Origin of the sequence: Burkholderia gladioli (genome assembly GCF_000959725.1) — a bacterium.
GTDB lineage: Bacteria > Pseudomonadota > Gammaproteobacteria > Burkholderiales > Burkholderiaceae > Burkholderia > Burkholderia gladioli.
The window spans coordinates 1834362-1858543 of sequence record NZ_CP009322.1; the positions used below are offsets into that span (position 1 = coordinate 1834362).

Below are 24182 nucleotides of genomic sequence, written 5' to 3' on the forward strand. Positions count from 1 at the left end.
TGGATCCGTCGATGTGAATGCAGCGCTCGATCGCGGCTTCGCGCGAAGCCGGGCGCGGCAAGTGCGGAGTGAAACACGGCGGTGGCAGTCCTGTCTGAACTCACACGGATGTTTGGATGCGCGTCTCTAATCGATTGACGCGCGTGATCGGGAACGGCGGCCGAACGAATCGCGTGGCGATGCTGCGTCGCCACATGGGGATATCACGGACTGCGAAGCATCGCGCGATGTGCGCACGGAACAGACGCGACAAGCCGGCCGGCGATCATGCCGGCCAAGAACGCACGAGGGAGGAAGCTCGGAAAGCAGCGCGTATGTTGCAGGCGCAACCAGCACGCGGGTTCGTTTTGTTACGGCAGGATGCGCCGCAATGTGGCATCGCGCTTCACGAAGTGATGCCAGAGCGCGGCCAGCGCGTGCAGCCCGATCACGAAATAGAAGCTGTTGCCGATCAGTTCGTGGGCTTCCTTGAGCGGCCCGCGCAAGGCCGGGTTCGCGTCGAACAGCGTGAACGAGATACCGAGCGGCGCGATCGTCACGGGATGGCCGCCCATGTTGACGAAGGCGATGCCGAGCAGCGGCTGGGCCAGCGTGAACAGGTAGAGCGCGAGATGGGAGAGCTTGGCGAGGAACGCGAGCACCGGCGGCTGCGGCAGCGGATCGGGCCGGCGCGAGGCGAAGCGCCAGAGCACGCGCAGGATCGAGAGCGACAACACCAGGGTGCCCGCGCAGAAATGCACGTTGGTCCAGAACAGTCGGCTGTCGGTGCCCTTCGGGCCGCGAATCTCGATCGCGAGGTAGCCCAGCGCCACCAGCAGCACGATCAGCCAGTGAAAGGCGATCGCGGGACGGTTGTAGCGCGGCTGGGTCGCGAGGATGTTCTTCATCGGGGCTCCGGCGGGCGGATCGTATCGGGGGCGGCGCCTGGCTGGTGGCGGCCGGCGGCTATCGCGGCGATTGTACCGGGGCGAAGTGGCTCGCGACAGCTTCGGCCAGCACGGATGCGGCGATTGGTCAGGCGTCGCGAGGGAGCCGCAGGGTCCGCAGCGGGGCGAAGCGATGAGGGATCGGCGCAGCCGGCAGCCACGCGATGCGCGTGCCGCACGAACCACCGCAGCGGAAAAAACAACGGCGCGCGCCCCGTCGGGAGCGCGCGCCGCATCGGCGATCGGCAATCAGCCGCTGATCGACCTGGGATCGACCGGTAATCAGCCGCCGTTGCGCGGCAGGAAACCGATTGGGTCGACCGGCTTGCCGTCCTGCCGGACCTCGAAGTCGAACGAGGAACGGCCATCCGGATCGGTGGCCATCTCGGCGATCGCCTGGCCCGCCGCGACGGCGTCGCCGTCGTTGACCAGCAGCTTGCCGTTGTGTCCGTAGGCGGTGATCAGGCCGCTCTCGTGCTTGAGGATCACCAGCGGGCCGTACTTCGCGACGCCGGTGCCGGCATACACCACCCGGCCCGCGGCCGCGGCGCGCACGGTCTTGTCGCCGGTCGAGGTGATCGTGATGCCGCGCGTCTTGCCGGGGATGAAGCGCGAGGTGACGGTGCCCTGCGCCGGCCAGGCCAGCGCCGGCGGCTCGGCCGCCGTGGCGCCGGGCAGCGCGGACGAGGACGGCTGGCCCGAGGACGGCACCGGCGAGGTGATCGCGGTATTGCCCGGCGGCGGCGCGACGCGCAGCACCTGGCCGGGCGTGAGCATGTCGGTTGGCGCGATGTGGTTCCAGCTGGCGACGTCCTGGCTGCGCTGACCGAAGCCGGCCGCGATGGACGGCAGCGTATCGCCGGGGTTGACGCGATAGTAGCCGGCCAGCACGCCGCCCTGGTTCTGGCGGCTGGGTTGCGGCGTGCTCGTCGGCTGCCACGAGTCCGTCCACGGCGTCATCGTGCAGCCGCCGACCAGCGCGGCGCCGACGGCGAACAGGGTCGCGCGCGAGACGGCGCGACGATACGTGGTGGTTTCAGTGAAGATCGTTCTTCTCAAGCTGCCTCCCTAGTTTCGCTTCGCTGCGGGCGGCCTGCATCGCGGGGATGCGTGGCGCGCGCCGCGTGGCCCGGGTCGGGCCGGTCCCGACAGGAGTGGGACCTTCAGACGCTGCCTTCGGTTTCCACGACGAGAATACGAGCTTCCCCGCGTGGATGGGCGACGTGTTCCGTCCCCACCGTGGCGTGAAAGATGTCGCCGGTCTCGAGCAGGGCAATATGCTCGCCGGCGGCATCGCGATAGTGCATGTCGACTTGTCCGTCGAGGACGACGAACACTTCCTCGCCGTCGTTCACATGCCAGACGTAAGGCTGGTCGGTCCAGTGCAGGCGCGTGGTGATACCGCGCATATTGGCGATATCGAGGGCGCCCCAGGCACGCGACGCGGTAAAGGTCTTGCTGCGGATGAGCTTCATGTCGGGTTCCGGCATCGCGGCCAGATGGCCGCGAATCTCGCCGCGCGGCCCGGCCCGGCCGCTGCGTGCCCGTCGGATAGTACCTGCTCGGCGCGAATTTCGGAACCTTCGCGCCCCAGATTCGGCGGCTCGGGAACGCCCGGGCGCTGGATCCGGACCGAGCGCGCCGGGGATTTCGCCATGCAAAAAAAATCGGCCCGTGGGTTCCTGGTGGAACACCACGGGCCGATCCGGACTGCGGTACAACTCGACTTCCACTGCAACTTCAACTACCTGCTTCGATTACCTGCCACGGGCGGCGCGGCCATCCCGGCGCGCCACCCGCGTCGATCAGCGACCCTTGTAGACCGGGGCGCCGTCGGCGATGCGGCGAACCTTCGACGGCGTGCCCGACTCGGCGGCCGCGGCCGGTTGCGCGCCGTAGCCGCTGGTATCGGCGTTGGCGAAGTTTTGTTGCGGGTTGATGCGGGATTCAGCAGCCTGGATACCGTTCGGGTAGTCGTTGCGGTCAGCGCTCGGGTTGTAACCGGCCTTTTCCAGTTGGGCCAGTTCGGCCTTCACTTCGGCACGGGTCAGCGGGCCGTTGGTCGGTTGAGCAAACGAGAGAGCCGGGACAGCGAGAACGGCAGCGGCAGCAACAGTAGCGATCAGCGATTTCATGATTTTCACCTCCGAGACTTTTTTTGCTTCACCGCACACACCATGTGAGCAGCGAGTGATGTGAAGTCTAGTCTTCTCGGCACCTAGGGAAAACCATGAAACGACGAAAACACTGTTCCGCGAACGATAATAATCAGCGGGTTCCGACGCTATCAACCAGATAGATAGCGTGGTTAATCGCAACAATTACCGTTCGCACCCTCCTCAGGCCCAGTTCGCGTGGAAGCTGCCCGGCTTGTCCGTGCGCTCGAAGGTGTGAGCGCCGAAGAAGTCTCGCTGCGCCTGCACAAGGTTCGCCGGCAGGCGTTCCGAGCGGTAGCTGTCGAAGTAGGCGACCGCCGAGGAGAAGGCCGGCACCGGCACGCCGGCCTGCACCGCGGCCACCACCACGTCGCGCAGCGCCTGCTGGTAGTTGGTCGAGATCTCCTGGAAGTACGGGTCGAGCAGCAGGTTCGCGAGTTCCGGGCTGGCCGTGTAGGCATCCGTGATCTTCTGCAGGAAACGCGCGCGGATGATGCAGCCGGCGCGGAAGATACGCGCGATTTCGCCCAGGTTGAGCTTCCAGCCGTATTCCTTCGAGGCCGTGTCGAGCTGCGCGAAACCTTGCGCGTAGGAGATCACCTTGCTCAGGTAGAGCGCGCGGCGCACCGCCTCGACGAAGGCGGCACGATCGCCTTCCGGCTTGGCCGGCGAGGGCCCCTTCAGCACCTTGCTGGCGGCCACGCGCTGCGTCTTCAGCGAGGACAGCACGCGCGCGAACACCGATTCGGTGATCAGCGGCAGCGGCACGCCCAGGTCCAGCGCGTTCTGGCTGGTCCACTTGCCGGTGCCCTTCTGCGCGGCGCGGTCGAGGATCACGTCCACCAGGTGCTGGCCGGTTTCCTCGTCCTTCTTGTCGAAGATCTTCGAGGTGATCTCGATCAGGTAGCTGTCGAGCTCGCCCTGGTTCCATTCGGTGTAGACCTTGCCGAGTTCCTCGTTCGACAGCCCCGCCACCTGCTTGAGCACCGCGTAGCTTTCGGCGATCAGCTGCATGTCGCCGTACTCGATGCCGTTGTGGACCATCTTCACGTAGTGGCCGGCGCCGTCCGGGCCCATGTAGGCCACGCAGGGCTCGCCGTCGCCCGGCGCCTTGGCGGCGATCTGCTTGAGGATCGGCTCGACCAGGTCGTAGGCGTCGCGCTGGCCGCCCGGCATGATCGAGGGGCCGTGCAGCGCGCCCTCCTCGCCGCCCGACACGCCCGTGCCGATGAAGTGCAGGCCCGATTGCGCGAGTTCCTGGTTGCGGCGGATGGTGTCCGTGAAATGCGTGTTGCCGCCGTCGATCAGCACGTCGCCCTTGCCGAGCAGCGGCTTGAGCGCGGCGATCGTCGCGTCCGTGGCTTCGCCCGCCTTGACCATCAGCAGGATGCGGCGCGGCGTTTCGAGCGACGCGACGAATTCCTCCAGCGTGTAGGTCGGCACCAGCTTGCGGTCGGGGAATTCGGCGATCAGCTCGTCGGTCTTGTCGCGGCTGCGGTTGTACACGGACACGGCGTGACCGCGGCTCTCGATGTTCAACGCCAGATTGCGGCCCATCACGGCCATCCCGACCACGCCGATTGCTTGTTTGCCCATTGTTCATTCTCCGAAAAAAACACGGCGCGACCCGACCGAGCCGCGCGCATAGCCGCAAGGATACGGGAAAACCAGGCGAGGCCGCTGCCTCGCGCGCGCCGCGCCGATCAGGCGCGGCGGCGCAGCACCACGCTCAGGTTGTTGGCCGGCATCGCCACCACGCGCTCGAGTTCGAGGCCGGCCGCCTCGGCCAGCGCGACCACCGCCTCCAGGTCGCGCACGCCCCATTCGGCATCGCGCGCGCGCAGTTGCGCGTCGAACTCGGCGTTGGAGGGCGCGGTATGCGCGCCCGCGCGGCGATACGGGCCGTACAGCAGCAGCACGCCGCCGGCGGGCAGCCGCCGCGCGGCGCCGTTCACCAGCGCGATGGCCGCCGCCCAGGGCGCGATGTGAATCATGTTGATGCAGACCACCGCGTCGACGGCGTCCACCAGCCAGGGCTCGGCGCGCACGTCGAGCGCCAGCGGCGCGCGCAGGTTCGGCAGGCCGGCTTGCGCGACCCAGGCGGCGATCGAGCGCCGCGAGCGCGGCTCGGGGTCGCTCGGCTGCCAGTCGATGCCCGGCAGCGCCGCCGCGAAATGCACGGCGTGCTGGCCGGTGCCGCTCGCGATCTCGAGCACGGTGCCGCGCTCGGGCAGAACCTCGCGCAGCACCGCGAGGATCGGCTCGCGGTTGCGCTCGGCCGCCGGCGCCTGCAGGCGATCGGCCGGATTGGCGGCGGCTTCGCCCGTGCATTCGGCACTCGGCCGGGCGTGATTCGGATCGGTGGAATTCGTCATGCGAGAGGATCGGTGGAGGATGAGGACGGGACGGCGGGAAGCCGCGATGCGCGCAGTGTGCCGCATCGGCGGGCTCGGTGGTAGCGGACGCGGGGCGCCTTCGACGCCTCGACACGCTGGCGACGAGCCACGGGCTGGTTCGGCTCGTTCGGCATCGCGGGTCAGGCGGGCCAGCACGCCGGCCCGCTAGACCTCGTCGATTCAGCGCACCGGCACGCGAGCACCCGCGCCCTCAGCGCACGAGGCTCGCCCCCTCTTCCGGATCGGCCAGCCCGAGCCGTGCCAGCAGTGCCTCCAGCGTCGCGCCGCAAGCGGCCTCGACCTTCAGCGCGAGCAGCGGATCGGCGCGCGTGCGCCCCAGGTTCAGCGCGGCGACCGGCTTGCCGCGCTCGCCGGCCCAGACGCAGAAGCGATACCCCGAATACACCATCAACGACGAGCCGACCACCAGCATCGCATCGGTTTCGTCGAGCGCGCGCGTCGCGGCGGCCACGCGTTCGCGCGGTACGTTCTCGCCGAAGAACACCACGGCCGGCTTGAGCATGCCCGCGCAGATCGGGCAGGCCGGCACGCGGAAATCGTCGAGCGTATCGAGTTCGAGCTGCGCGTCGCCGTCGGCCAGCGGTACGGCTTCATAGGCCAGCAGCGCGGGATTGTCGGCCTCGAGCGTGTGCTGGATCGCCGCGCGCGTGTGATGGGCGCCGCAATCGAGACAGCTCACGCCGTCGATACCGCCATGCAGCTCGATCACGCCGCGGCTGCCGGCGCGCTGGTGCAGGCCGTCGACGTTCTGCGTGACCAGCCCGCCGATCCGCCCGGCCGCGCCGAGCCGCGCGATCGCGCGATGCGCCGCGTTCGGCCGCGCGCGCCCCACCACCGGCCAGCCGAGCATGCTGCGTGCCCAATAACGGCGGCGCGCCGACTCGGAACCGACAAATTCCTGGTACTGGATCGGAGGCGAGCGCATCCACTGGCCGTTGCGGTCGCGGTAGCCGGGAATGCCGGAATCGGTGCTGATGCCGGCGCCGGTCAACACGAACAGGCGGGGATGGCGTTCGACGAAAGCGTGCAGCGCGTCGAGCGCCGCCGGGTCCGCCGCGACGAGTTCGGGCAGGGAATCGTGATCGTTCATGGCTGGGTGGGGTGGTCCTGCCGGCGGGTTCGGGGAGCAATCGCCTCGTCCGCCGGCCTGCGCGAGATCATACCGAAGGCCCTGAATCGACGTCGATCGCCTTGTCAGGCATGGCCGACAATGGGGCAAGATCGTTCGCGGCAGCGACCTGGCAGGCCGTTCCGCGTTGCGTGAACACAACGCCGATACGATGTCTAACGAATTCGCTTGCCACGCCTAGTACAAACCCTTAGTATTGCGTCTGTCTCCTCCATGTCTCCAACATGGATTCAGCCCGCAACAGTGTTGCGGGCTTTTTCTTTTGTGGCCCGCGTCGGCGCCCGCCCGCTTCCCGACCCCGCTTCTCCCCCCGTTCTCCCGAACTCGCGCCCTTTACAGCCAGTCTCGCCGTCCTCAAACCCTGAATGCCCGTCGGCACAGGTCGGAACTCGAGACCAATCACGCCGCGATACCAAACGGCCCGACACGAACCGAGCCGAACCGCATCACTCGCCGCGCCGCGCCAGCTCGCCGATCCCCTGCACCGGCAGGCACCGAGCCTCATCGCCCTCTTCCCGCGCCTGCCCCATCGCGCGCGGTCCCGCCGCCAACGCCGCGCCCCGCGCGTGCGCAGAGCCGCGCACGAAACGCCGCCGCGCCGGGCCATACACGGCATCGGGCTCCGGGAACAACCAGACGAAAACGAGATAAAGCGCGCCGCCGAGCAGCAAGGAGATCGGCACGCTCAGGTCGAAGCCGCCGGCCAGGTTGCCGAGCACGCCGACGAACTGCCCCGGCAGGTTGACGAAGGCCAGGCCGACCAGGGCCGCCGGCAGCCAGGCGCCCATCGCCCGCAGGTTCCAGCCGTGCGTGAACCAGTAATGGCCGCCGCGCAGGCCGCGATTGAAGACCTGCAGGTCGTCGGCCAGATAGAAGCCGCGCCGCGTCACGTAGCCGATCACCATGATCGCCATCCAGGGGCAGCTGAAGGTGCCGATCAGGGTCGAGAAGGTCGACACGCTCTCCACCAGGTTGAAGGCGAAGCGCCCCACGAAGATGAAGCCGATCGCCAGCGTGCCGATCAGCAGCGTGGCGCGCACGCGGTTCAGCCGCTTGGGGAACATGCTCGACATGTCGAGCCCGGTGCCGTACAGCGCGGTGGTGCCGGTCGACATGCCGCCGATGATGGCGATCACGCAGGTGGGCAGCAGGAACCAGCGCGGCGACACCGCCAGCAGCCCGCCCACGTAGTCGTTCGAGGCGATGAACGAGGGCGCGTGGGTGGCGATGATGCTGGCCGTGGCGAGCCCGAACAGGAACGGCACGAAGGTGGCGAGCTGCGCCACGAACACGGCGCCGATCACGCGGTGGCGCGGCGTGTGCTCGGGGATGTAGCGCGCCCAGTCGCCGAGCGTCGAGGCGAACGACACGGGATTGCTCATCGCCACCAGCGCGGCGCCGCAGAAGGCGGCCCAGAAGCCCGCGCCGCCCGCGTGCAGGGTGCCGGCATAAGCGGCGTCGAAGCTGCCGGAAAACGCGAAGGCGCCCACCAGGAACATCAGGCTGGCGGCCCACACGGCGATCTTGTTGACCCACAGCATGAAGCGGAAGCCGTAGATGCAGACCACCAGCACCAGCACCGCGAACACCAGGTACGAGAGGCCCACCGTGGCGCCGTTGACGGGCAGGCCGACCAGGCTGTGGGCGCCGCCCACCAGCGCGTCGCCGGAGCTCCAGACCGCCAGCGAGAAGAAGGCCACCGAGGTCAGCAGCGCCAGGAAGGAGCCGACGATGCGGCCGTGAATGCCGAAGTGCGCGCCCGAGGAAACCGGGTCGTTGGTGCCGTTGCGCGTGCCGAACAGGCTCATCGGCGCGAGGATGCAGGTGCCGGCCAGCACGCCGAGCACGATCGCCAGCGCGCCGTCGCGAAACGACAGGCCGACCAGGATCGGGAAGCTGCCGAGCACCGAGGTGGAAAAGGTGTTGCAGCCGCCGAACAGCAGCCGGAACAGGTCGATGGGCCGCGCGTAGCGCGAGGCATCGGGGATGCGTTCGAAACTGAAGGTCTCGATCCGCGTCATGCTGGTGTCGTCGTGGGAAGTGTCGCTCATCGTCTCGCTCCATTCGGGCGCCGGTCCCGCCCGTCGCGCGGGCTGGCCGGCATATCGTGCCGATCGTTGTTCATGCCGCGGGCCGGGGCCCGGCGCGCGGTTTCGCTGGCGCGCCGCGCGGGGCCGGCCCTCGCTCACGGGCTGTCGTGCCCGTGCCGGGGAAGGCTCGAAGTTCGGCGGGCTCGGGCGGCCCGTGCCCATAGGCTTCGGCGGGATCGGAAGTGGTCGAAAACATCGGAGAACGAATCGATCGACAAAGGCGCCGGCGGCACCCAAGGAAACGACGCGGCCGGCACCTGGCCGGCCGCGTCGCGCTCACATCGGGAAGCCCATCGCCTTGATGCCGCGAATCCAGGCGCGTTTCCAGCCGCCCTCGGCATCGGCGCCGTCGAAGGCGTGGAAGGTGATCTTGGCGGCCAGCCAGCGCACCGGCTCGGGCGGGATGTAGGTCGGGCTCTGCCTGGCGATGTCGAGCCGGCGCTCTGGACTGTCGCGATCGAACAGGATGTTCAGGCCCATGAAGGCGCCGAAGCGGCTGGCCGCGACGCCGAAGCCCGTGTAACCGGCCACGAACACGCCCTTGCCGCCCAGGTAGCGCTTGGCGAACACCGAGCCGCGCGAGCAGTAGTCGATCGGGCCGCCCCAGGCATGCGAGAAGCGCAGCCCGGCCAGTTGCGGGAAGGTGCGGAAGAAGGCCTGCGCCAGCCGCGTATAGGTATCGTGGCGCGCATCCTGAGCCGGCTGCGGATTGCCGTCGAAGTGATAGCTGACCAGGCCGCCGAAGATGATGCGGTTGTCCTTGGTGAGACGGAAATAGTTGAGCTGGGTGCGCGTGTCGTAGACGCCCTGCCGGTTCTTCCAGCCGATTAGCGCCAGTTGCGCCTCGCTGAGCGGCTCGGTGGCCAGCACGTGGTCGCGCACCTGCAGCACGCGCCGGTTGATGTCGGCGATGCCGACCTTCGCGGTGCCGCTGCCGAACAGCACGCGCGGCGCGCGGATGCTGCCCTCGGGCGTGCTGGCCAGCACCGTGTCGCCTTCGTCGCGGATCGCCTCGAGCGGCGTGTGCTCGTGGATCCTCACGCCCAGCGAGAGCGCCGCGCGCTTGAGGCCCCAGGCCAGCTTGGCCGGATGCACGATACCGCTGCGATTGCGCGACCAGAGCGCGCCGGCGAACAGCGGCGAAGCCAGTTGCTCGAGCGTCTGTTGGCGATCCAGCAACTGCACGTCGTGGCCATGATGCGTGTGCAGTTCGTGATCCTCGCGCAGTTGCCCGAGATGCGCGGGGTCGACCGCCACCGTCATCTCGCCGTTCCACTCGATGTCGGCATCGATGCCGTAGCGCTCCAGGCTCGCCTCGAAGCCGTCGAGATTGAGATGGCCGAAGCGTTCCAGCTCGGCGATGTCGTTCGGGAACACGCGCACCGCGTTCGGCAGCCCGTGCATCACCGAGGTCGAGATGATGCCGCCGGCGCGGCCCGAGGCGCCATGCGCGACGCGCCCTGCCTCGATCAGCACCACCTCGAGTTCGGGCATCTGCTCCTTGGCCTGGATCGCCGCCCACAGCCCGGTGAAGCCGCCGCCGACGATCAGCAGGTCCGCCTGCCGGTCGCCGCGCAGCGCGGCCTCGGCGGGTGGCTCGGCCGGGTTGTCGAGCCAGTACGGCATCAGCTTCGCGCCGGCCAGCGCGCGTTCGGCATCGGCCTGGCTGGCCTCGCCGCGCGCGCCGCCCCGGCCCTCGTGGCGGGCCGCCGAAGCGGACGAAGGCGCGCCGCCGAGACCGGCTTCACGATGGTTCGCGGTATCAAGCATCGGGGGACTCCTGACGAATGAGGCCGCCGCGATGCGGCGACGAAACGAGGTTCATGCGGGGCGCCGCGGGCGCGAGGCACGCACGCGGGCAACCCGAGGCGGCGAGCGGAAACATCGCGCGGCGCGGCTCAGGCCTTCTCGAGCAGCACGTAGAACTTCTTCGCGTCCTCGAGCGTTTCCCAGCGGCCCGCGAAACCGGCCGGCAGCAGATAACCCTGCCCCGCCGCGAACTCCTGGCGATTGCCCTCGAGATCGGTCAGCGCGACGCGCCCCTCGACCAGCCAGACCGCCTCGTCCGCCTCGGTGGCCGGGAAGTCGAGCGCGCCGACCTTGCCCTCCCACCAGCCGATCACGTGGCCCGCGCTGGGGCCCGCGCCGGCGCGCCAGTCGCATTCGTCCATGCCGTAGTCGAGGCGCGTGAATTCGCCTAGGCCGGCGCCCAGCGGGACGATGTCCTGAATCAGTTTGCTCATTGCGTGGTTCATTCCGTGTAGAAGGGATGAGCTGGACTGTAGCGAGCGGCCGCGCCCCGGTATGCCCCCCCGCAGGGGGGGCAAGCCGCGCTTTCGCCCTCCCGCGAGCCTGCGGAAAACCCCGGATTTACGGCCGGCACGAGGCCTGATCTATAATCGGCTCGCCTCCATTCCGGCATGCATCATGGCCGTTCACGCCCTTTCCTCCCCGCTCGATTCCGCCCCGATCCCGCTGTCGTTCCAGACGCTCGGCGAAGTCATCGACTCGGTCGGCACACCTGATTTCGTGCCGCGCCTGACGGTGCTGCTCAACCAGATCGTGCCGGTCAACGCGGTCCATATCGAACGCTCGCGCGTCGACGCGGCGATGCCGACGGGCTTTCGCTGCGAATGGGTCGGCAGCGGCGGCGTGGGCATGGACCACGGCACCATCGCCGAGGTGATGACGCTCTACTACGACCGCTTCTACGATCGCGATCCACTGTTCGCCGGCATCCGCGGCGAGGTCGGCACCCTGCTGGTGGTGCGCGACATCGGCGCGATCCCGCCCGGCGAATTCCGCCAGCGGCTCTACGACGAGGTGCAGATCGCCCACGAATGCGTGCTGGCGCGCGGCACGCGCCATGCCCAGCACTCGATCGCCCTGGAACGCGATACGCGCCAGCCCGCCTTCTCGCTGGCCGAGATGCAGCGCTTTCGCACCGTCAGCGACTGCCTGTTCCCGCTGCTCGAACTGCATGCCGCCACCGCGGCCTCGCGACGGATCGCGCACGTCACCCCGCACCTGCATCCGCTCGCGCAGTTCGATGCGCGCCTCGCACGCGACCAGCCGCGCCTGTCCAGGCGCGAATACGAGATCTGCGCGCAACTGATCGGCGGACGCACCGTGCCCGAGGCCGCCGAGATCGTCGGCGTGCGGGTGGCCACCGCCGAGTCCTACGTGAAGCGCGCCTTCGCCAAGCTCGGCGTGCGCACCAAGCGCGAGCTGCTGGCCTGGGCGCAGTCGGCAGCCGCCTGAAGGCAGGCCCGCGCGGCACGCGCCGCATGCATCGATCGCGATCGATGTGGACATCGGCAATTCGCGATTCGTCCGCTGCCGGAACTCCCCTACCATCGTCGCGACGCGATCCTCGCAACGATCGCGCACCGAACCCCGGAGACACACCCGATGAGCCTTGTTCCGACCCGCCGCGCCGACGACGGCCGCGCCGTCCATCCCGCCGCGACGATCGCCGGCACCGATCACTACCGCGAAGCCGGCGAACCCGGCGCGCGCACGCCGCTGCATCACGCGGCCACGGGCGCGCCGGCCGGCTGGCAGGACAGCGCGACGGCCGAGCTGGTCGACGAGGCGGTGGCGGCGGCCCGCGCCGCGCTGCCGGCCTGGCGCGCGACGGCCAGCGCCGAGCGCGGCCGGCTGCTGCATGCCATCGCCGATCGCATCGAGGCGGATCGCGAGGCGCTGGCCGCGCTGCAACGCGAGATCAGCGGCAAGCCGCCGGTCGAGGCCGACATCGACGTGGGCGACGCGGCCGCGACCTTCCGCTATTACGCCGAACTCTGCGAGCAGGCCACGCTGTTTTCTCCCGAATCGATCGCGATCCCCGGCGCCGGGATCGCGGCCGAGCGCGACTACCAGCCGGTGGGCGTGGCCGCGCTGATCGTGCCGTGGAATTTCCCGATGGTGACCACCGCCTGGAAGCTCGCGCCGGCGCTGGCCGCCGGCTGCACCGTGGTGCTCAAGCCCTCGGAGCTGAGCTCGCCCGTCGAGCATCGCCTGGTCGCCCACGTGCACGCGGCCGGCGTGCCGGCCGGCGCCGTCAACGTGGTGAACGGCGGCGCCGAGGTGGGCGCGCTGCTGAGCTCGCATCCGCGCATCGACAAGATTTCCTTCACCGGCAGCACCGCCGCCGGCCGGCACGTGATGCGTACGGCCGCCGAGCGGATGACGCGCCTCACGCTGGAGCTGGGCGGCAAGTCGGCGCTGGTGGTGCGCGAGGATGCCGATCTCGAGCTGGCGGTCTCGCTCGCGGTGGGCGGCGCCTTCACCAATGCCGGGCAGATGTGCTCGGCCACCGCGCGCATCCTGGTGCATCACACACTGCATGGCGCCTTCATGGCCGCCTTCGAATCGGCGGTGCGCGAGCTGGTGGTCGGGCCGCCGCAGTTGAGCGGGGTGACGATGGGCCCGCTGATCTCGGCCGCGCATCGCGCGCGCGTGAACGCCGCGCTCGAGGCCGGGCTGGCCGCCGGCGCCGCGATCGCCTTCGAGGGCCGGCTCGATCCCGCTTGCGGCGACGGCTTCTTCCACGCGCCGGTGGTGATCGACGAACCCGCGCTCGACAATCCGCTGTGGACCGAGGAAGTGTTCGGCCCGGTGGCCTGCGTGAAATCGTTCCGCGACGACGAGCAAGCCATCGCGCTGGCCAACGACACCGCCTACGGGCTGGTGGCCACGGTCGTCACGCGCGATGCGGACGCGGCGCGGCGCTATACGCAGGCGCTGCGCGCGGGCCTGGTGTGGATCAACACCCCGCAGCTGATCTTCCCGCAGGTTTGCTGGGGCGGGCTGGGGCTCAGCGGGATCGGCCGCGAACTGGGCCTGGCGGGGCTGCGCAGCTACCAGGAACTGCGGCACCGGATCTCGGCTTGAGGGAGCGGCGCGTGGCTTGCCGCGTCGTGCCGCGGCGCATGTGAATCGCTCCGTCGCCACGCGCGCGGCACCGCGAACGCATCGTCTCGAAGCACGCGAGCGCCATCTCGTGCCCGCCCTTCGATGTCAAGCTGCTGGCACGAAACGGCGGGCCGTTTCGCTGGCCCTTCCCGGGCCTCTCGATCGCAGGCCAAGCGAAAGCTCGGCCCACTAGAATCGCGGCGAGACCAACCCGGGAACCCCTCCCCATGAAAATCAAGACTAGCTGGATGCTGGCGCTGCTGGCCACGCCGATGATCTGCCGCGCCGACGGCATCCCCGCGCCGACCATCACGCCCGGCGACACCTGGACCTACATCAACACGGCAGAGACCGGGCCGAACGGCTGGCGCCAGTCGCACGACAGCATCGTCGCGCTGCGCACCACCGCCGATCACATCTATGTCGAGACCAAGACGGCGAACTCCCCCCAGGCTCCGATCGAATCGATCTCGGGCCTCGACTGGAGCCGCGCGCGCAACGTCAACGGCACCGAGCAGGTGGTCAGCCGGCCGCTGGCGTTCCCGCTCGGCACCGGCAAGCAGTGGGAGGTCAAGTTCACTGAGCAGCAGCCGAACGCGCGCCTGAACTCGCGCACCTACGACACCAGGATGCGGGTGGTGGGCCACGAGGCGATCGACGTGCCGGCCGGCCATTTCGACGCGATCAAGATCGAAGGCGAAGGCCAGTGGACGGCCGAGCTCGCGCCGACGCAAGTCGCCGGCAGCACGGTGGTGCACGACAACAACGGCGTCACCGCGATCGCGCATGCCGGCGGACAGAAGGCCGTCACCACCACCGGCCGCCTCTACAAGGCGGTCTGGTACGTGCCCTCGGTCAATCGCTGGGTGAAGACCGTCGAGGAGTACTACAACCCGAACGGCACGCGCGCGCAGCGCCTGTCCTCGGAGCTCGAGTCCTTCCATTCGGGCACCGCGCACGGCGGCACCGCGCCGAGCGCCGCCCAGGCGCCGGCATCGGCCGTCAATCCCGCCACGCCGGCCTCCTGAGCGCCGCGCTTCAGGACGCTTGGCGGCGCCAGGCGTGTTCGGCCAGCGCCGCCGATAGCGCCTGCTCGGTCCAGTCCTCCGTCAGCGCCTGCCGCAGCAACTGCTGCTGGCTGGCCGGCGCGAGGCCGCCCAGAGGCGGATCGCGATCGAGCCGGGTGGGGAACGGATAACCCTCGGCACTCGATGCGATCACGGCCTCGGCCTGCGCTTGGTCCAGCCGCCCCGAGGCGCGCCAGGCGCGCAGCACCGGGTAGAGCCGCTCGCACATCGCGCGCCGATCGAGCGTCTCCATCGCGCGGCCGTAGGCGGAGGACACCTGCAGCAGGTTCGCCATGCGCTGCACGTCGGCCGTGCGATTCTCGCCGGCGGCATGGAACAGCGCGGGGTTGAAGAACAGCGCATCGCCCTTGCGCAGCGGCAACTGCACGCAATGGGCCTCGAAATAGGCGCGGAAATCGGCCCGCCGCCAGGCGACATAACCAGGCGCATAACGCTGCGAATACGGCAGCAGCTTGGTCGGCCCGCTCTCGACCGGCATCGCGCCATGCGCCACCGCGCCTTGCAGCGTCAGCAGCGCCGACATGCGATGCACGTGCGCCGGGTAGCGCGCGGCTTGTTCGGCGCTCTGGAAACCGAGGTGGTAATCGCGATGCGCCTGCTGCGCGGCGCCGCCGGGCCGCACCACGTTGACCTGCGAGGTCATCTGGTAGGCAGGCCCGAGCCAGGCCTCGGCGATCGCCCGCAGCGCGGGATTGGCGAAATACGCCGCGAACACCTCGGGCGCCTGCCGGCACAGCTTTTCCTGGGCGTTCCAGATCCGGTCGTTGGCGCCGGCCCGCGCGAAGTGATCGGCTCCGCCGCCGCCCTGCTCGCGCTCGGCACGGATGATCGCCTCGAACACCTCGGTGGCGGCGTCGACCGGCGCCGTGTCCTCGTAGGCATGGGCCAGCACCAGCACGCCCGCGCCGTGCTGGAGCACGGCGGCCCATTCGGCCTGCCAGGCCATCAGCGCCTCGCAATCGCGCCACACGCCGCGCAAGTCGCGGCAATCGTAGATCGGCACCTGCCTCAGCAGCTCGCCGGCGCGCGCCGGCCTCCCGTGCTCCCGCTCGCCGCGCCCGAGTTCGGCGACGAAGGCATCGAGCGAGCAGCCCGCCTCGCTGAACCAGTTCGGTTCCGGCTCGGCATCTCCATTCGGAATCCTGTCGAATACTTGCGCTTGCGCCCGGCTCGTCATCGCTTCGTCTCCCGCCTGTCGTGCAGGCTCGTAATGCGAGACGAGTATAGCGATGCACGGCCGATCCGAACTATCATCGATCCATCAAGAACACCTCAAATCCGGATCGCCGAAATCATGGCCCACAAGTTCCTGGTCAAGGAAATCGCCCTGCAGGCCGGCGTCGGCGCGGCCACCGTCGATCGCGTGCTGAACGGCCGGGCGCATGTGCGGGACCACACGCGGCGGCGTGTCGAGCAGGCGATCCGCGAACTGGAGAAGCAGGCGCGGCAGCTCGATGCGGCCGGCCGCAAGCTGATCGTCGACGTGCTGGTGGAGGCGCCCGCGCGCTTCGCCGACGAGATCGGCGCGGCGCTCGATGCCGAGCTGCCGGGCCTGCATCCGGCCGTGTTCCGCCCGCGCCTGCTGATGCGCGAGACGCTAGGCACCGCCGAGGTGGTGGAGGCGCTGCGCGCGATCGGCAAGCGCGGCAGCCACGGCGTGCTGCTCAAGGCGCGCGACGAACCCGCCATCGCCGAGGCGATCGCCGCGCTGCACGCGCAGGGCATCCCGGTGGTGACGATCTTCACCGACCTGCCGGGCTCGGCGCGCCTGGCTTATGCGGGGCCCGACAACCGCGTGGCCGGCGCGACGGCGGCCTGGCTGATCGGGCAGTGGCTGGGCGAGCGCTCCGGCAAGGTGCTGGTGACCCTGAGCGACGAGCGGTTTCGCGGCGAGGAGGAACGCGAGATCAGCTTCCGGCGCGCGCTGCGCAGCCGCTACCCGAAGCTGGGCCTGATCGACGCGAGCGGCGGCCACGGGCTGGACGCGGCCACCGGCGAGCGCGTGCACGCCGCGCTCGGCAGGCGGCGCGAGATCGTGGCGGTCTATTCGATGGGCGGCGGCAATGCGGCGATCGTCGCGGCGCTGGAGGCGCGGCGCCTGGCGCCGGTCTGCTTCGTCGGCCACGACCTCGATCGCGACAATATCCGCCTGCTGCGCGAGGGACGCCTGCACGCGGTGCTGCACCACGACCTGCGCCAGGACCTGCGCGCGGCCTGCCAGCACCTGATGCACTTCCATCGCCTGCTGCCGGCCGGCGCGATCGCGCCGTGTTCGTCGCTGGTGGTGATCACGCCGGAGAACATCCCGGCGCACATCGCGGCCCGTTTCGCCGGAGCGGGCGAGGCGCCCGAGATCGATTCGCGCCGGCCCGCTATCGTCTGAAAAATCGATGCGAGTACAACGAAACGCATCGTTTTCATTCGATTGGACGATTCATCCATCCAGTAGATGGATTTCATCAAAATTACTCATATAACGAAAAATTAACAATGGCATAGTGCCGGAGCCTCGATTTCCACCACGGTCCACGGACCGTCCCGGGAGCGCCAAGCCAGTTCGTCGAGATCACGACAGCCAGGTGCCGCCAGCCGCAAAACGCTTGCCCCGCAACGCCCGCCCGGGTGTCGGCCAGCGTGAGCCAGCGCATCGACCTTCAGCCCGAAGCGCGCGCGACGTCACCCTCGTCGCCGCCGACGCCTAGCGCCGAACCGCAATTCCCCCAGCCGTTTCCCGTGTGTCGATCCGTTGCGGCGCGGCCATTTCCCTTACGGAAGCCCTCGCACGAGTATGTCGGACACGCAGCAAACCGCTTACGAATAAACATGATTCTCATTCTAATTTCGCCCATCGTTTGCCGATAAGCCCGGCATCCGATGCGTACTTCCGGCATGTTCGCTACCCGCGAATCCGGCGGCAACCCATCTCGACACACGACAACAGGACACATCGCATCATGGCAAGGACTGGCCGCCATTTCACCGAAACCACCCGCCTGACCCGCTGCGCGGCGCTCGCCGCGCTCGCGTGCCTGTCGATCGCGGAGCCGGCATTCGCGCAGGAATCCGATCCGAAACCGAAGGAGCCGCAGAACACCACGGTGCTCGACACCATCAACGTGTCGGGCGACTGGCTCGGCAGCGGCCTGCAGAACAGCGTGAAGACCTTCGCGGGCGCGCGCACCGTGGTCAACCACCAGGCGATCGAGGACAGCGGCGCGTCGAGCATCGGCGACGTGCTGCGCCGCGTGCCGGGCGTGCAGGCCACCGACAACTCGGGTTCGGCCGGCAGCGCGATCTCGCTGAACATCGGCGTGCGCGGACTGACCGGTCGCTACGCGCCGCGCTCGACCATCCTGCTCGACGGCATTCCGCTGGCCTTCGCCCCCTATGGGCAGCCGCAGATGTCGTTCGCGCCGATCAGCCTGGGCAACATCCAGTCGATCGACGTGGTGCGCAGCGGCGGCTCGGTGCGCTACGGCCCGCAGAACGTGGGCGGCGTGATCAACTTCCGCACCCGCGACATCCCCAGCCAGCCGGGCCTGAGCGCCGACGCCACGATGCGCGAGAACATCTACACGCACGGCGGCGCGAGCACCCAGTACAGCACCTTCCTCGGCACCCAGATGGACAACGGCCTGGGCGTGGCCCTGCTCTACTCGGGCATGGCCGGCCGCGACTGGCGGGTGGGCAGCGACGAGAGCGTCAACGACCTGCAGCTGAAATGGCGCTACGAGCTCACGCCGAGCTCCGAGCTGTACGGCAAGTTCTCCTACTACGACGTCAAATCGCATACGCCGGGCGGCCTGACGGTGGCGCAGTTCAATGCCGACCCGTTCCAGAACACGCGGCCGACCGACTTCTGGTACGGCGACCGCAAGGGTTTCGACATCGGCTACCTGAACACCATCTCGGCGAACCAGGAATTCGAGATCCGCACCTTCTACAACGACAGCTACCGCACCAGCTCGCTGATCAACGCGGCGCGCACGCAGTTGCAGGACCAGCCGCGCACCTACTCGGTCTATGGGATCGAACCGCGCTTCACCCAGCGCCTCTCGCTGGGCCCGACCACCCATGACGTGACGGTCGGCTATCGCTACATCCGCGAGCGCGGCACCGACAACAGCTTCAACCAGTCGATCCTGACCGGCATCCTGACGAGCCCGACGCGCTTCGACAACTCGACCGACGCGCACGCCGTCTACATCGACGACAAGATCGCCTTCGGCCGCTGGCGCCTGACGCCGGGGATCCGCTACGAGCACATCGAGTCGGTGCGCCGCGACGACATCCTGAACCAGAGCTTCGGCTCGAAGAACAACAAGCCGCTGCCGGCGGTGAGCCTGTCCTACCTGCTGACGCCGGCGCTGACGCTGTTTACCGACTACAGCACCTCGTTCGGCCCGGTGCAGAACCTGCAGTTGAACTCGCAGTCGGCCAACAACCCGCTGCAGCCGGAAACCGCCAAGACCTTCGAGGTGGGCGCGCGCTGGACCAGCCGGCAGATCCACGCCGAGGTGAGCGCCTTCAACATGCGCTTCGACAACCAGATCCAGCAGGTGGTCGGCGTGGTGCCGGCCACCTTCCAGAACATCGGCGCGACCCATCACCAGGGCGTGGAAACCGCCTTCGACTACGAGTTCGCCGACGACGGCCCGCTGCGCGGCCTGGACGCCTACATCAACTTCACCTACACCAAGGCGGTGCAGGAGTCGGGCCAGTTCGCCGGCCGCGACGTGCCGTTCTACTCGCGCTTCACCGATACCATCGGCGCGCGCTACAAGACCGGCGCCTGGACCTTCAACGTCTCGAGCACGCACCAGAGCGCGCAGTATTCGGACACCGCGAACACGGTGGCCGAATCGGCGGACGGCAGCGTCGGCCGCGTGCCGGGCTTCCGCGTCTGGAACCTGCAGGCCGACTGGAAGATCCCGAAGATGAAGGGCAGCACGCTGACCGCCGGCATCAACAACGTCGGCGACGCGCGCTACTACACGCGCAACGTCGACGGCAACGCGGGCCGCATGGTCGGCGCGCCGCGCACCGTGTACGTGCAGGGGCACTTCGTCTACTGAGCGCGCTCGGCCAGGGCCGCCGGTCCTGGCCGCTCATCAGGCAAACGGGGCACCGGAGGCGCACGCACTTGCCGTGTCGCGCCCTCGGTGCCCCGTCCCAGGCGGCGCCCACGCGCCGCCTCGTGTCTTCGAGCGCGCGCGTTCAGACGTGCGCGCCGAACCAGGCAAGCTGCTTCGCGATGCTGTGCTCGAAGTGCTGGCCGTCGTACATGTCGTAGTGGCCGGCGCCGGCCTCGACGAACAGCTCCTTGACGCTCGCGCCCACCGCCTCGTGGAGCGCGGTGCCCTGCTCCGGCGGGTTCACGCCGTCCTCGCCCGCCACCACCACCAGCACCGGGCACGCCACGCGCGCCGCGGCCTCGGCCGGCTTGTAGTTCAGCATCTCGTGCACGGTCAGGAACGGGATCTTGATGTCCATCTCCGGATGACGCGCGCGCGCCTCCACCACGAAGGCCTTCGACTGCTCGTCGGTCAGCACCTTGGTGATCGCGACGAACATCTCGCGGCCGGTGGCGGCCTTCTTCTCGCGCATGCGCTCCAGCGTCGAGACGAAGGCCTGCTTCTCCTCCTCGCTCATGCTGCGCGTGACCACCTGCTCGCCGTCGGCGAAGCTCAGCTGGCTCACCACCGCCTTGACGGCGGGATCGGCCGCGGCCGCCGCCAGCACGTGGCCGCCGCCCAGCGAGGTGCCCCACAGGCCGATGCGTGCCGCGTCGATGCCGGGCAGCGCCTTGACGAATTCGAGCACGGTGGCGATGTCCTCGATCTGCATGGCCGGCACCAGGCGGCCCTGCTCGCCGCCGCTCGCGCCGAAACCGCGATAGTCGAAGGTGACGGCCGCGTAACCGGCCGCCACGAAGGCTTCGGCGAAGCGCGGCAGCAGCAGTTCCTGGATGCCGCAGAAGCCGTGGCAGAGCACGATGACGGGCAGCGCGCCGGCGGCATCGGGACGGCGCAGCGTGATCGCGATGTCGTTGGCGGTTCGGTGGGTGGTGATATCCATGGGATCGGGGCTGGGAGTGGATGGACGGAAGTCCGCGAGCCGGCGCGAGACCCGGATCGACATGCGGCACGCATGGTCCGATCCCGATGGCAGGCTGGGCCTGCGCTCGACGCCGCCGGACGGCGGCGCCCATGATACAAGAGCCGCATGCTTCGCGCGCGGCGTGGGCTCCGTCGTTTCGCGCCAGCGGCGCGGGATTCGCGCGCGGCGCCCCCGCGCCGGGGCGCAGGCTCAGTCGGCGCCGACCGCGCCCGGCCAGGCATCGACGATCGGCAGCAGCTCGGCATCGCGCGTCGCAATCCAGTCCAGCCGCAAGCCGGCCAGCCCGTGCGAGTTCGACAGGCAGCCGAGCGACACCGCTCGCTCGTGGAGGTCGCAGGCCGTCGGCAGCCGCTCGTCCTCGTCGAACACGAGGCCGCGATCAACCTCGTCGCTGAACAGGATCGGCCCGTGGCGGCGCGCGAACTCGGCCACCCGCATGAACAGCTCGCGCGACGGCAGGTAGCCGGCGGGATTGTGCGGCGCGCACGGCACGATCGCGCGCTCCTTCAGGCCGTATCGCGCACCGGCCCGCCCGACGCCGCCGCCGGCGCGTCCCGCCCCGGCAGCATCCTCAGCAGGATGCCGTCACGATCGACGAAATGATGCTTGAGCGCGGCCAGCACATGCAGCGCGATCACCGCGCCGGCGCTCCAGGCGAAGGCGCGGTGGATCCACATCCAGAGGTCGTAGCTGGCCTTGTCGACGGGAACCAGCGGCGGCAGGTTGACGATGCCGAGCAGGGGCACCGGGTGCCCCGCCACCGAACTCCAGATCCAGCCCGACAGCGGCGTGGCGATCATCGCGCCGGCATAGAGCAGCAGGTGCACGCCGCCGGCTAGCCGCCGCATCGGCGGCGAGATGCTCGCGGGCAGCGCCGGATAGGCGCGCCGGCGCCAGATGCGATAGACGATGCGCGCCGCCACCAGGAACAGCACAGTCGAGGCGATCGCCTTGTGCACCAGCAGCAGCGTGCCCCCGCGCGGCGCATCCCCGCGCAGGTGCGCCGAGCCGAAGCCGATGCACCAGACCGTCACGATGATGGCCGCCATCAGCCAGTGGAACCGCCGAGCGCCGCGCGGATAACGCGCCGCCGGCCCGGCATCGCCGTTGCCGTTGCCGTTGCCGTGAAGTTGAGCCATGTTTTCGCCTCCTATATAATCGCCACGCGCAATAATTGATTTTGCAAACAGATGGGCGGATGCCTTGCCGACGCCCTTCATCCCCGCACGCCAGGCTCGCCGACATGCCCGATCTCGATCACTACCGATTCACCGAAGCCTTCCCCTACCTGCTCGCCAAGGTCGGGGTTCGCATGGAGCAACTGTTCTCCGCCGAGCTGCGCGAGGTCGGCCTGACCCTGCCGATGTATCGCGTGATGGCCGCCCTGCGCGAGCAGGAAGACCAGCGCCTGATCGATCTCGCCGAGATGGTGTCGAGCGAGCTGTCGACGCTCTCGCGGCTGGTCGGCAAGATGATCACGATGCGTCACGTGACCCGCAAACGCCTCAGCGACGACGGCCGCACCGTCTGCATCTCGCTGACCGCCTCCGGGCGCGCGCTGGTCGAGCGCTGGATCCCGCGCGCGATCCATTACGAGAAGCTCGCCACGGCCGGGCTCGACAACACCCAGCTCAAGCAGTTGAAGCTGCTGATGGACCACATCTTCGCGAACCTGCACAGCGACGAGGCGACGGCGCCGCGGGTCGAACCGGAACCCGCGCCGGCCCGATCGCGCGCGGCGGCGGCGCGCAAGACGCGCCGCTAAGCCACTCGCTTCCTCGCGCCCCGGGCGAGCCTGGTAGCGCTCGCCCTGCCCCTCTTCCGGCGCACCGCGCCTTGCCGCGCGCCGTGTCGATACGCTAGACCGCGTAGGTCTGCGTGATCTGCTTGCGCTCGATGAAATCCTCGAGCGAAGCCACGCCGCCCAGCCGTCCCAGCCCGCTCGACTTGTAGCCGCCCTCCTCGAACTCGACGGCGATGTTGGCCCAGCCGTTGATCGACACGAAGCCGGCCTCGAGCCGCCGCGACACGCGCACCGGCCGGTCCACGTCGCGACTCCACACGCAGGCGCTCAGGCCGTATTCGCTGTGGTTGGCCAACGCGATCGCCTCCGCCTCGGTATCGAACACCTGCAGGGTCTGCACCGGGCCGAACACTTCCTGCTGCGCGATCACCAACGCGGGATCGTCGATCTCGAGCAGCGCCGGCCGATAGAAATTGCCCTCGGCGAGCGGCGCCTCGGTGACGATTCCGCCGCGCACGATGGCCTTCGCGCCGGCCGCCAGCGCGGCCTCCACCATCGCGTCGATGCGGCCCAGCGAGGCACGGTCGATCAAGGGCCCCATGTCGCTGGCGGGATCGGCGGCCGGGCCCGGCCGGACCGCGCGCAGCCGCGCCGCCAGCCCCTCGCGCACGCGCTCGGCGATGCCGCGCTGCACCAGGATCCGGCTGCCGCACATGCAGAACTGCCCGGCGAACACCGTCGAGGATTTCTCCAGCACCGGCAGCAGCGCATCGAGATCGGCATCGTCGAACACCAGGTGCGGCGTCTTCCCGCCCAGCTCGAGGCCGACCCGCTTGAGCTGCGCGGCGGCGGCCAGCGCGATCGCGCGGCCCGTGCCGGTGCTGCCGGTGAAGCTGACCGTCTTCACCAGCGGCGAATCCACCAGGCGCTTCGCGCCGGCCGCGCCCGACTCGATGAAGAGATTGACCGCGCCCCTGGGCAGGTCCGGCACCGAGGCGAGGATCTCGCTCATCAGCGCCGCGGTCTGCGCGGCCTGCATCGGCATCTTGATCGCCGCCGTGCAGCCGGCCGCCAGCGCCGGCGCGAGCGCACGGATCGACAGGTAGGCCGGCGAATTCCAGGGGATGATCAAGCCGGCCACGCCGATCGGCTGCACGATGCTCATGCCCTGGAAGCCGGGGCGCGGGTCCATCACGCGCCCGAAGTTCTGCAGCGCGAGGCCGGCCGCGAAACGCAGCCCGCGCAGGATCAGCCCCGCCTCGAAACCCGCCTCGTGGCGCAGCTTGCCGTTCTCGCGGCAGAGCGTGGCCACCACCTCCTCGCGGCGCACCTCATAAGCATCGGCCAGGCGCATCAGCGCCACCGCGCGGCGCTGCGGATCGGCGGTCCAGCTGTCGTCCTCGAAGGCGCGCGCGGCCGCCGCGATGGCCAGCTCGGCCTCCTCGGCGCCGCCATCGTGATAGCGGCCGATGATGCGGCCGGTGGCCGGGTCGACGCTGTCGCCCATGCGCGCCGAGCCCAGCCACTCGCCGTCGATCCAGTGCCGCGCCTCGATCGGCGCCGCGGCGCCCTGTTCACTATCCTTTTGCATCAGT

21 protein-coding genes are annotated in these 24182 nt (G+C 69.3%); 6 read left to right on the forward strand and 15 right to left on the reverse strand.

Translation table 11 applies throughout. The annotated features are described in order from the left end of the window. Positions 1-350 precede the first annotated feature (350 nt). The 10 genes from BM43_RS08315 to BM43_RS08360 form a co-directional block, all read right to left on the reverse strand. On the reverse strand, positions 351-887 hold the full coding sequence (locus BM43_RS08315; protein ID WP_036055903.1) for a cytochrome b: 537 nt from the start codon (positions 885-887) through the stop codon (positions 351-353). Between the two features lie 321 nt (positions 888-1208). Further along, positions 1209-1985 carry a peptidoglycan DD-metalloendopeptidase family protein gene (locus BM43_RS08320; protein ID WP_013690606.1) on the reverse strand — a complete coding sequence of 259 codons (777 nt, stop codon included), beginning with the start codon at positions 1983-1985 and terminating at the stop codon, positions 1209-1211. 104 nt (positions 1986-2089) lie between these two features. Next, positions 2090-2401, reverse strand: coding sequence for a cupin domain-containing protein (locus BM43_RS08325; protein WP_036055902.1), 312 nt, complete (start codon positions 2399-2401; stop codon positions 2090-2092). Positions 2402-2731: 330 nt separating this feature from the next. Continuing rightward, positions 2732-3061 carry a DUF4148 domain-containing protein gene (locus BM43_RS08330; RefSeq protein WP_013690608.1) on the reverse strand — a complete coding sequence of 110 codons (330 nt, stop codon included), beginning with the start codon at positions 3059-3061 and terminating at the stop codon, positions 2732-2734. A gap of 204 nt (positions 3062-3265) precedes the next feature. Further along, the gene (gene gndA / locus BM43_RS08335; RefSeq protein WP_013690609.1) at positions 3266-4678 is read right to left on the reverse strand and encodes an NADP-dependent phosphogluconate dehydrogenase; all 1413 of its coding nucleotides are present in this window, start codon (positions 4676-4678) and stop codon (positions 3266-3268) included. A 107-nt stretch (positions 4679-4785) separates the two neighbouring features. Beyond that, the gene (locus tag BM43_RS08340) at positions 4786-5457 is read right to left on the reverse strand and encodes a DUF938 domain-containing protein (protein ID WP_230676422.1); all 672 of its coding nucleotides are present in this window, start codon (positions 5455-5457) and stop codon (positions 4786-4788) included. A 232-nt stretch (positions 5458-5689) separates the two neighbouring features. Further along, positions 5690-6589 (reverse strand): NAD-dependent protein deacetylase, encoded by a 900-nt coding sequence (locus BM43_RS08345; RefSeq protein ID WP_036055901.1) that lies wholly within the window; start codon positions 6587-6589, stop codon positions 5690-5692. Between the two features lie 485 nt (positions 6590-7074). Next, positions 7075-8679 carry a purine-cytosine permease family protein gene (locus BM43_RS08350; RefSeq protein ID WP_036055900.1) on the reverse strand — a complete coding sequence of 535 codons (1605 nt, stop codon included), beginning with the start codon at positions 8677-8679 and terminating at the stop codon, positions 7075-7077. Between the two features lie 315 nt (positions 8680-8994). Beyond that, positions 8995-10344 carry an NAD(P)/FAD-dependent oxidoreductase gene (locus BM43_RS08355; RefSeq protein WP_042284990.1) on the reverse strand — a complete coding sequence of 450 codons (1350 nt, stop codon included), beginning with the start codon at positions 10342-10344 and terminating at the stop codon, positions 8995-8997. A gap of 272 nt (positions 10345-10616) precedes the next feature. After that, complete coding sequence (locus tag BM43_RS08360) at positions 10617-10961, reverse strand: cupin domain-containing protein (RefSeq protein ID WP_013690614.1); 345 nt, start codon at positions 10959-10961, stop codon at positions 10617-10619. 184 nt (positions 10962-11145) lie between these two features. On the opposite strand from BM43_RS08360, the gene BM43_RS08365 reads away from it, so the two are divergent. The 3 genes from BM43_RS08365 to BM43_RS08375 all read left to right on the forward strand — a co-directional run bounded on the left by BM43_RS08365 (position 11146) and on the right by BM43_RS08375 (position 14663). Next, positions 11146-11979: a helix-turn-helix transcriptional regulator gene (locus BM43_RS08365; RefSeq protein ID WP_017921992.1), complete on the forward strand. Its 834-nt coding sequence runs from the start codon at positions 11146-11148 to the stop codon at positions 11977-11979. Positions 11980-12129: 150 nt separating this feature from the next. Beyond that, on the forward strand, positions 12130-13614 hold the full coding sequence (locus tag BM43_RS08370; protein WP_036055899.1) for an aldehyde dehydrogenase family protein: 1485 nt from the start codon (positions 12130-12132) through the stop codon (positions 13612-13614). 248 nt (positions 13615-13862) lie between these two features. Then, positions 13863-14663, forward strand: coding sequence for a hypothetical protein (locus BM43_RS08375; RefSeq protein ID WP_036055898.1), 801 nt, complete (start codon positions 13863-13865; stop codon positions 14661-14663). Between the two features lie 10 nt (positions 14664-14673). Here the strand turns inward: BM43_RS08375 and BM43_RS08380 are convergent, their stop codons facing one another. Beyond that, the gene (locus BM43_RS08380; RefSeq protein WP_088555541.1) at positions 14674-15900 is read right to left on the reverse strand and encodes a phytanoyl-CoA dioxygenase family protein; all 1227 of its coding nucleotides are present in this window, start codon (positions 15898-15900) and stop codon (positions 14674-14676) included. 117 nt (positions 15901-16017) lie between these two features. Here BM43_RS08380 and BM43_RS08385 point away from each other — a divergent pair, with 117 nt between their 5' ends. Then, on the forward strand, positions 16018-17106 hold the full coding sequence (locus BM43_RS08385; RefSeq protein ID WP_042284948.1) for a LacI family DNA-binding transcriptional regulator: 1089 nt from the start codon (positions 16018-16020) through the stop codon (positions 17104-17106). A gap of 571 nt (positions 17107-17677) precedes the next feature. After that, complete coding sequence (locus BM43_RS08390; protein WP_036055897.1) at positions 17678-19798, forward strand: TonB-dependent receptor family protein; 2121 nt, start codon at positions 17678-17680, stop codon at positions 19796-19798. A 142-nt stretch (positions 19799-19940) separates the two neighbouring features. Here the strand turns inward: BM43_RS08390 and uilS are convergent, their stop codons facing one another. The 3 genes from uilS to BM43_RS08405 all read right to left on the reverse strand — a co-directional run bounded on the left by uilS (position 19941) and on the right by BM43_RS08405 (position 21982). Beyond that, on the reverse strand, positions 19941-20801 hold the full coding sequence (gene uilS / locus BM43_RS08395) for a UilS family quorum-quenching N-acyl-homoserine lactonase (protein WP_017919244.1): 861 nt from the start codon (positions 20799-20801) through the stop codon (positions 19941-19943). Positions 20802-21032: 231 nt separating this feature from the next. Then, positions 21033-21353, reverse strand: a complete 321-nt coding sequence (locus tag BM43_RS08400; protein ID WP_302055630.1) for an aminotransferase class I/II-fold pyridoxal phosphate-dependent enzyme — start codon at positions 21351-21353, stop codon at positions 21033-21035. Further along, positions 21350-21982 carry a cytochrome b gene (locus BM43_RS08405; RefSeq protein WP_080742071.1) on the reverse strand — a complete coding sequence of 211 codons (633 nt, stop codon included), beginning with the start codon at positions 21980-21982 and terminating at the stop codon, positions 21350-21352. Before BM43_RS08405 ends, BM43_RS08400 begins: the two co-directional genes overlap by 4 nt. A gap of 104 nt (positions 21983-22086) precedes the next feature. Here BM43_RS08405 and BM43_RS08410 point away from each other — a divergent pair, with 104 nt between their 5' ends. Next, positions 22087-22608 (forward strand): MarR family winged helix-turn-helix transcriptional regulator, encoded by a 522-nt coding sequence (locus BM43_RS08410; protein WP_036055895.1) that lies wholly within the window; start codon positions 22087-22089, stop codon positions 22606-22608. A 94-nt stretch (positions 22609-22702) separates the two neighbouring features. Here the strand turns inward: BM43_RS08410 and BM43_RS08415 are convergent, their stop codons facing one another. Then, positions 22703-24178, reverse strand: coding sequence for an aldehyde dehydrogenase family protein (locus BM43_RS08415; protein ID WP_042284951.1), 1476 nt, complete (start codon positions 24176-24178; stop codon positions 22703-22705). Between the last annotated feature and the right edge of the window lie 4 nt (positions 24179-24182).

Bases quoted from the DNA above. Each gene is read 5' to 3' on its own strand.
- BM43_RS08315 (WP_036055903.1), bottom strand. From the start codon at position 887: ATGAAGAACATCCTCGCGACCCAGCCGCGCTACAACCGTCCCGCGATC.
- BM43_RS08325 (WP_036055902.1), bottom strand. From the start codon at position 2,401: ATGAAGCTCATCCGCAGCAAGACCTTTACCGCGTCGCGTGCCTGGGGC.
- BM43_RS08330 (WP_013690608.1), bottom strand. From the start codon at position 3,061: ATGAAATCGCTGATCGCTACTGTTGCTGCCGCTGCCGTTCTCGCTGTC.
- gndA (WP_013690609.1), bottom strand. From the start codon at position 4,678: ATGGGCAAACAAGCAATCGGCGTGGTCGGGATGGCCGTGATGGGCCGC.
- BM43_RS08340 (WP_230676422.1), bottom strand. From the start codon at position 5,457: ATGACGAATTCCACCGATCCGAATCACGCCCGGCCGAGTGCCGAATGC.
- BM43_RS08345 (WP_036055901.1), bottom strand. From the start codon at position 6,589: ATGAACGATCACGATTCCCTGCCCGAACTCGTCGCGGCGGACCCGGCG.
- BM43_RS08350 (WP_036055900.1), bottom strand. From the start codon at position 8,679: ATGAGCGACACTTCCCACGACGACACCAGCATGACGCGGATCGAGACC.
- BM43_RS08355 (WP_042284990.1), bottom strand. From the start codon at position 10,344: ATGCCGTACTGGCTCGACAACCCGGCCGAGCCACCCGCCGAGGCCGCG.
- BM43_RS08360 (WP_013690614.1), bottom strand. From the start codon at position 10,961: ATGAGCAAACTGATTCAGGACATCGTCCCGCTGGGCGCCGGCCTAGGC.
- BM43_RS08365 (WP_017921992.1), top strand. From the start codon at position 11,146: ATGGCCGTTCACGCCCTTTCCTCCCCGCTCGATTCCGCCCCGATCCCG.
- BM43_RS08370 (WP_036055899.1), top strand. From the start codon at position 12,130: ATGAGCCTTGTTCCGACCCGCCGCGCCGACGACGGCCGCGCCGTCCAT.
- BM43_RS08375 (WP_036055898.1), top strand. From the start codon at position 13,863: ATGAAAATCAAGACTAGCTGGATGCTGGCGCTGCTGGCCACGCCGATG.
- BM43_RS08380 (WP_088555541.1), bottom strand. From the start codon at position 15,900: ATGACGAGCCGGGCGCAAGCGCAAGTATTCGACAGGATTCCGAATGGA.
- BM43_RS08385 (WP_042284948.1), top strand. From the start codon at position 16,018: ATGGCCCACAAGTTCCTGGTCAAGGAAATCGCCCTGCAGGCCGGCGTC.
- BM43_RS08390 (WP_036055897.1), top strand. From the start codon at position 17,678: ATGGCAAGGACTGGCCGCCATTTCACCGAAACCACCCGCCTGACCCGC.
- uilS (WP_017919244.1), bottom strand. From the start codon at position 20,801: ATGGATATCACCACCCACCGAACCGCCAACGACATCGCGATCACGCTG.
- BM43_RS08405 (WP_080742071.1), bottom strand. From the start codon at position 21,982: ATGGCTCAACTTCACGGCAACGGCAACGGCAACGGCGATGCCGGGCCG.
- BM43_RS08410 (WP_036055895.1), top strand. From the start codon at position 22,087: ATGCCCGATCTCGATCACTACCGATTCACCGAAGCCTTCCCCTACCTG.
- BM43_RS08415 (WP_042284951.1), bottom strand. From the start codon at position 24,178: ATGCAAAAGGATAGTGAACAGGGCGCCGCGGCGCCGATCGAGGCGCGG.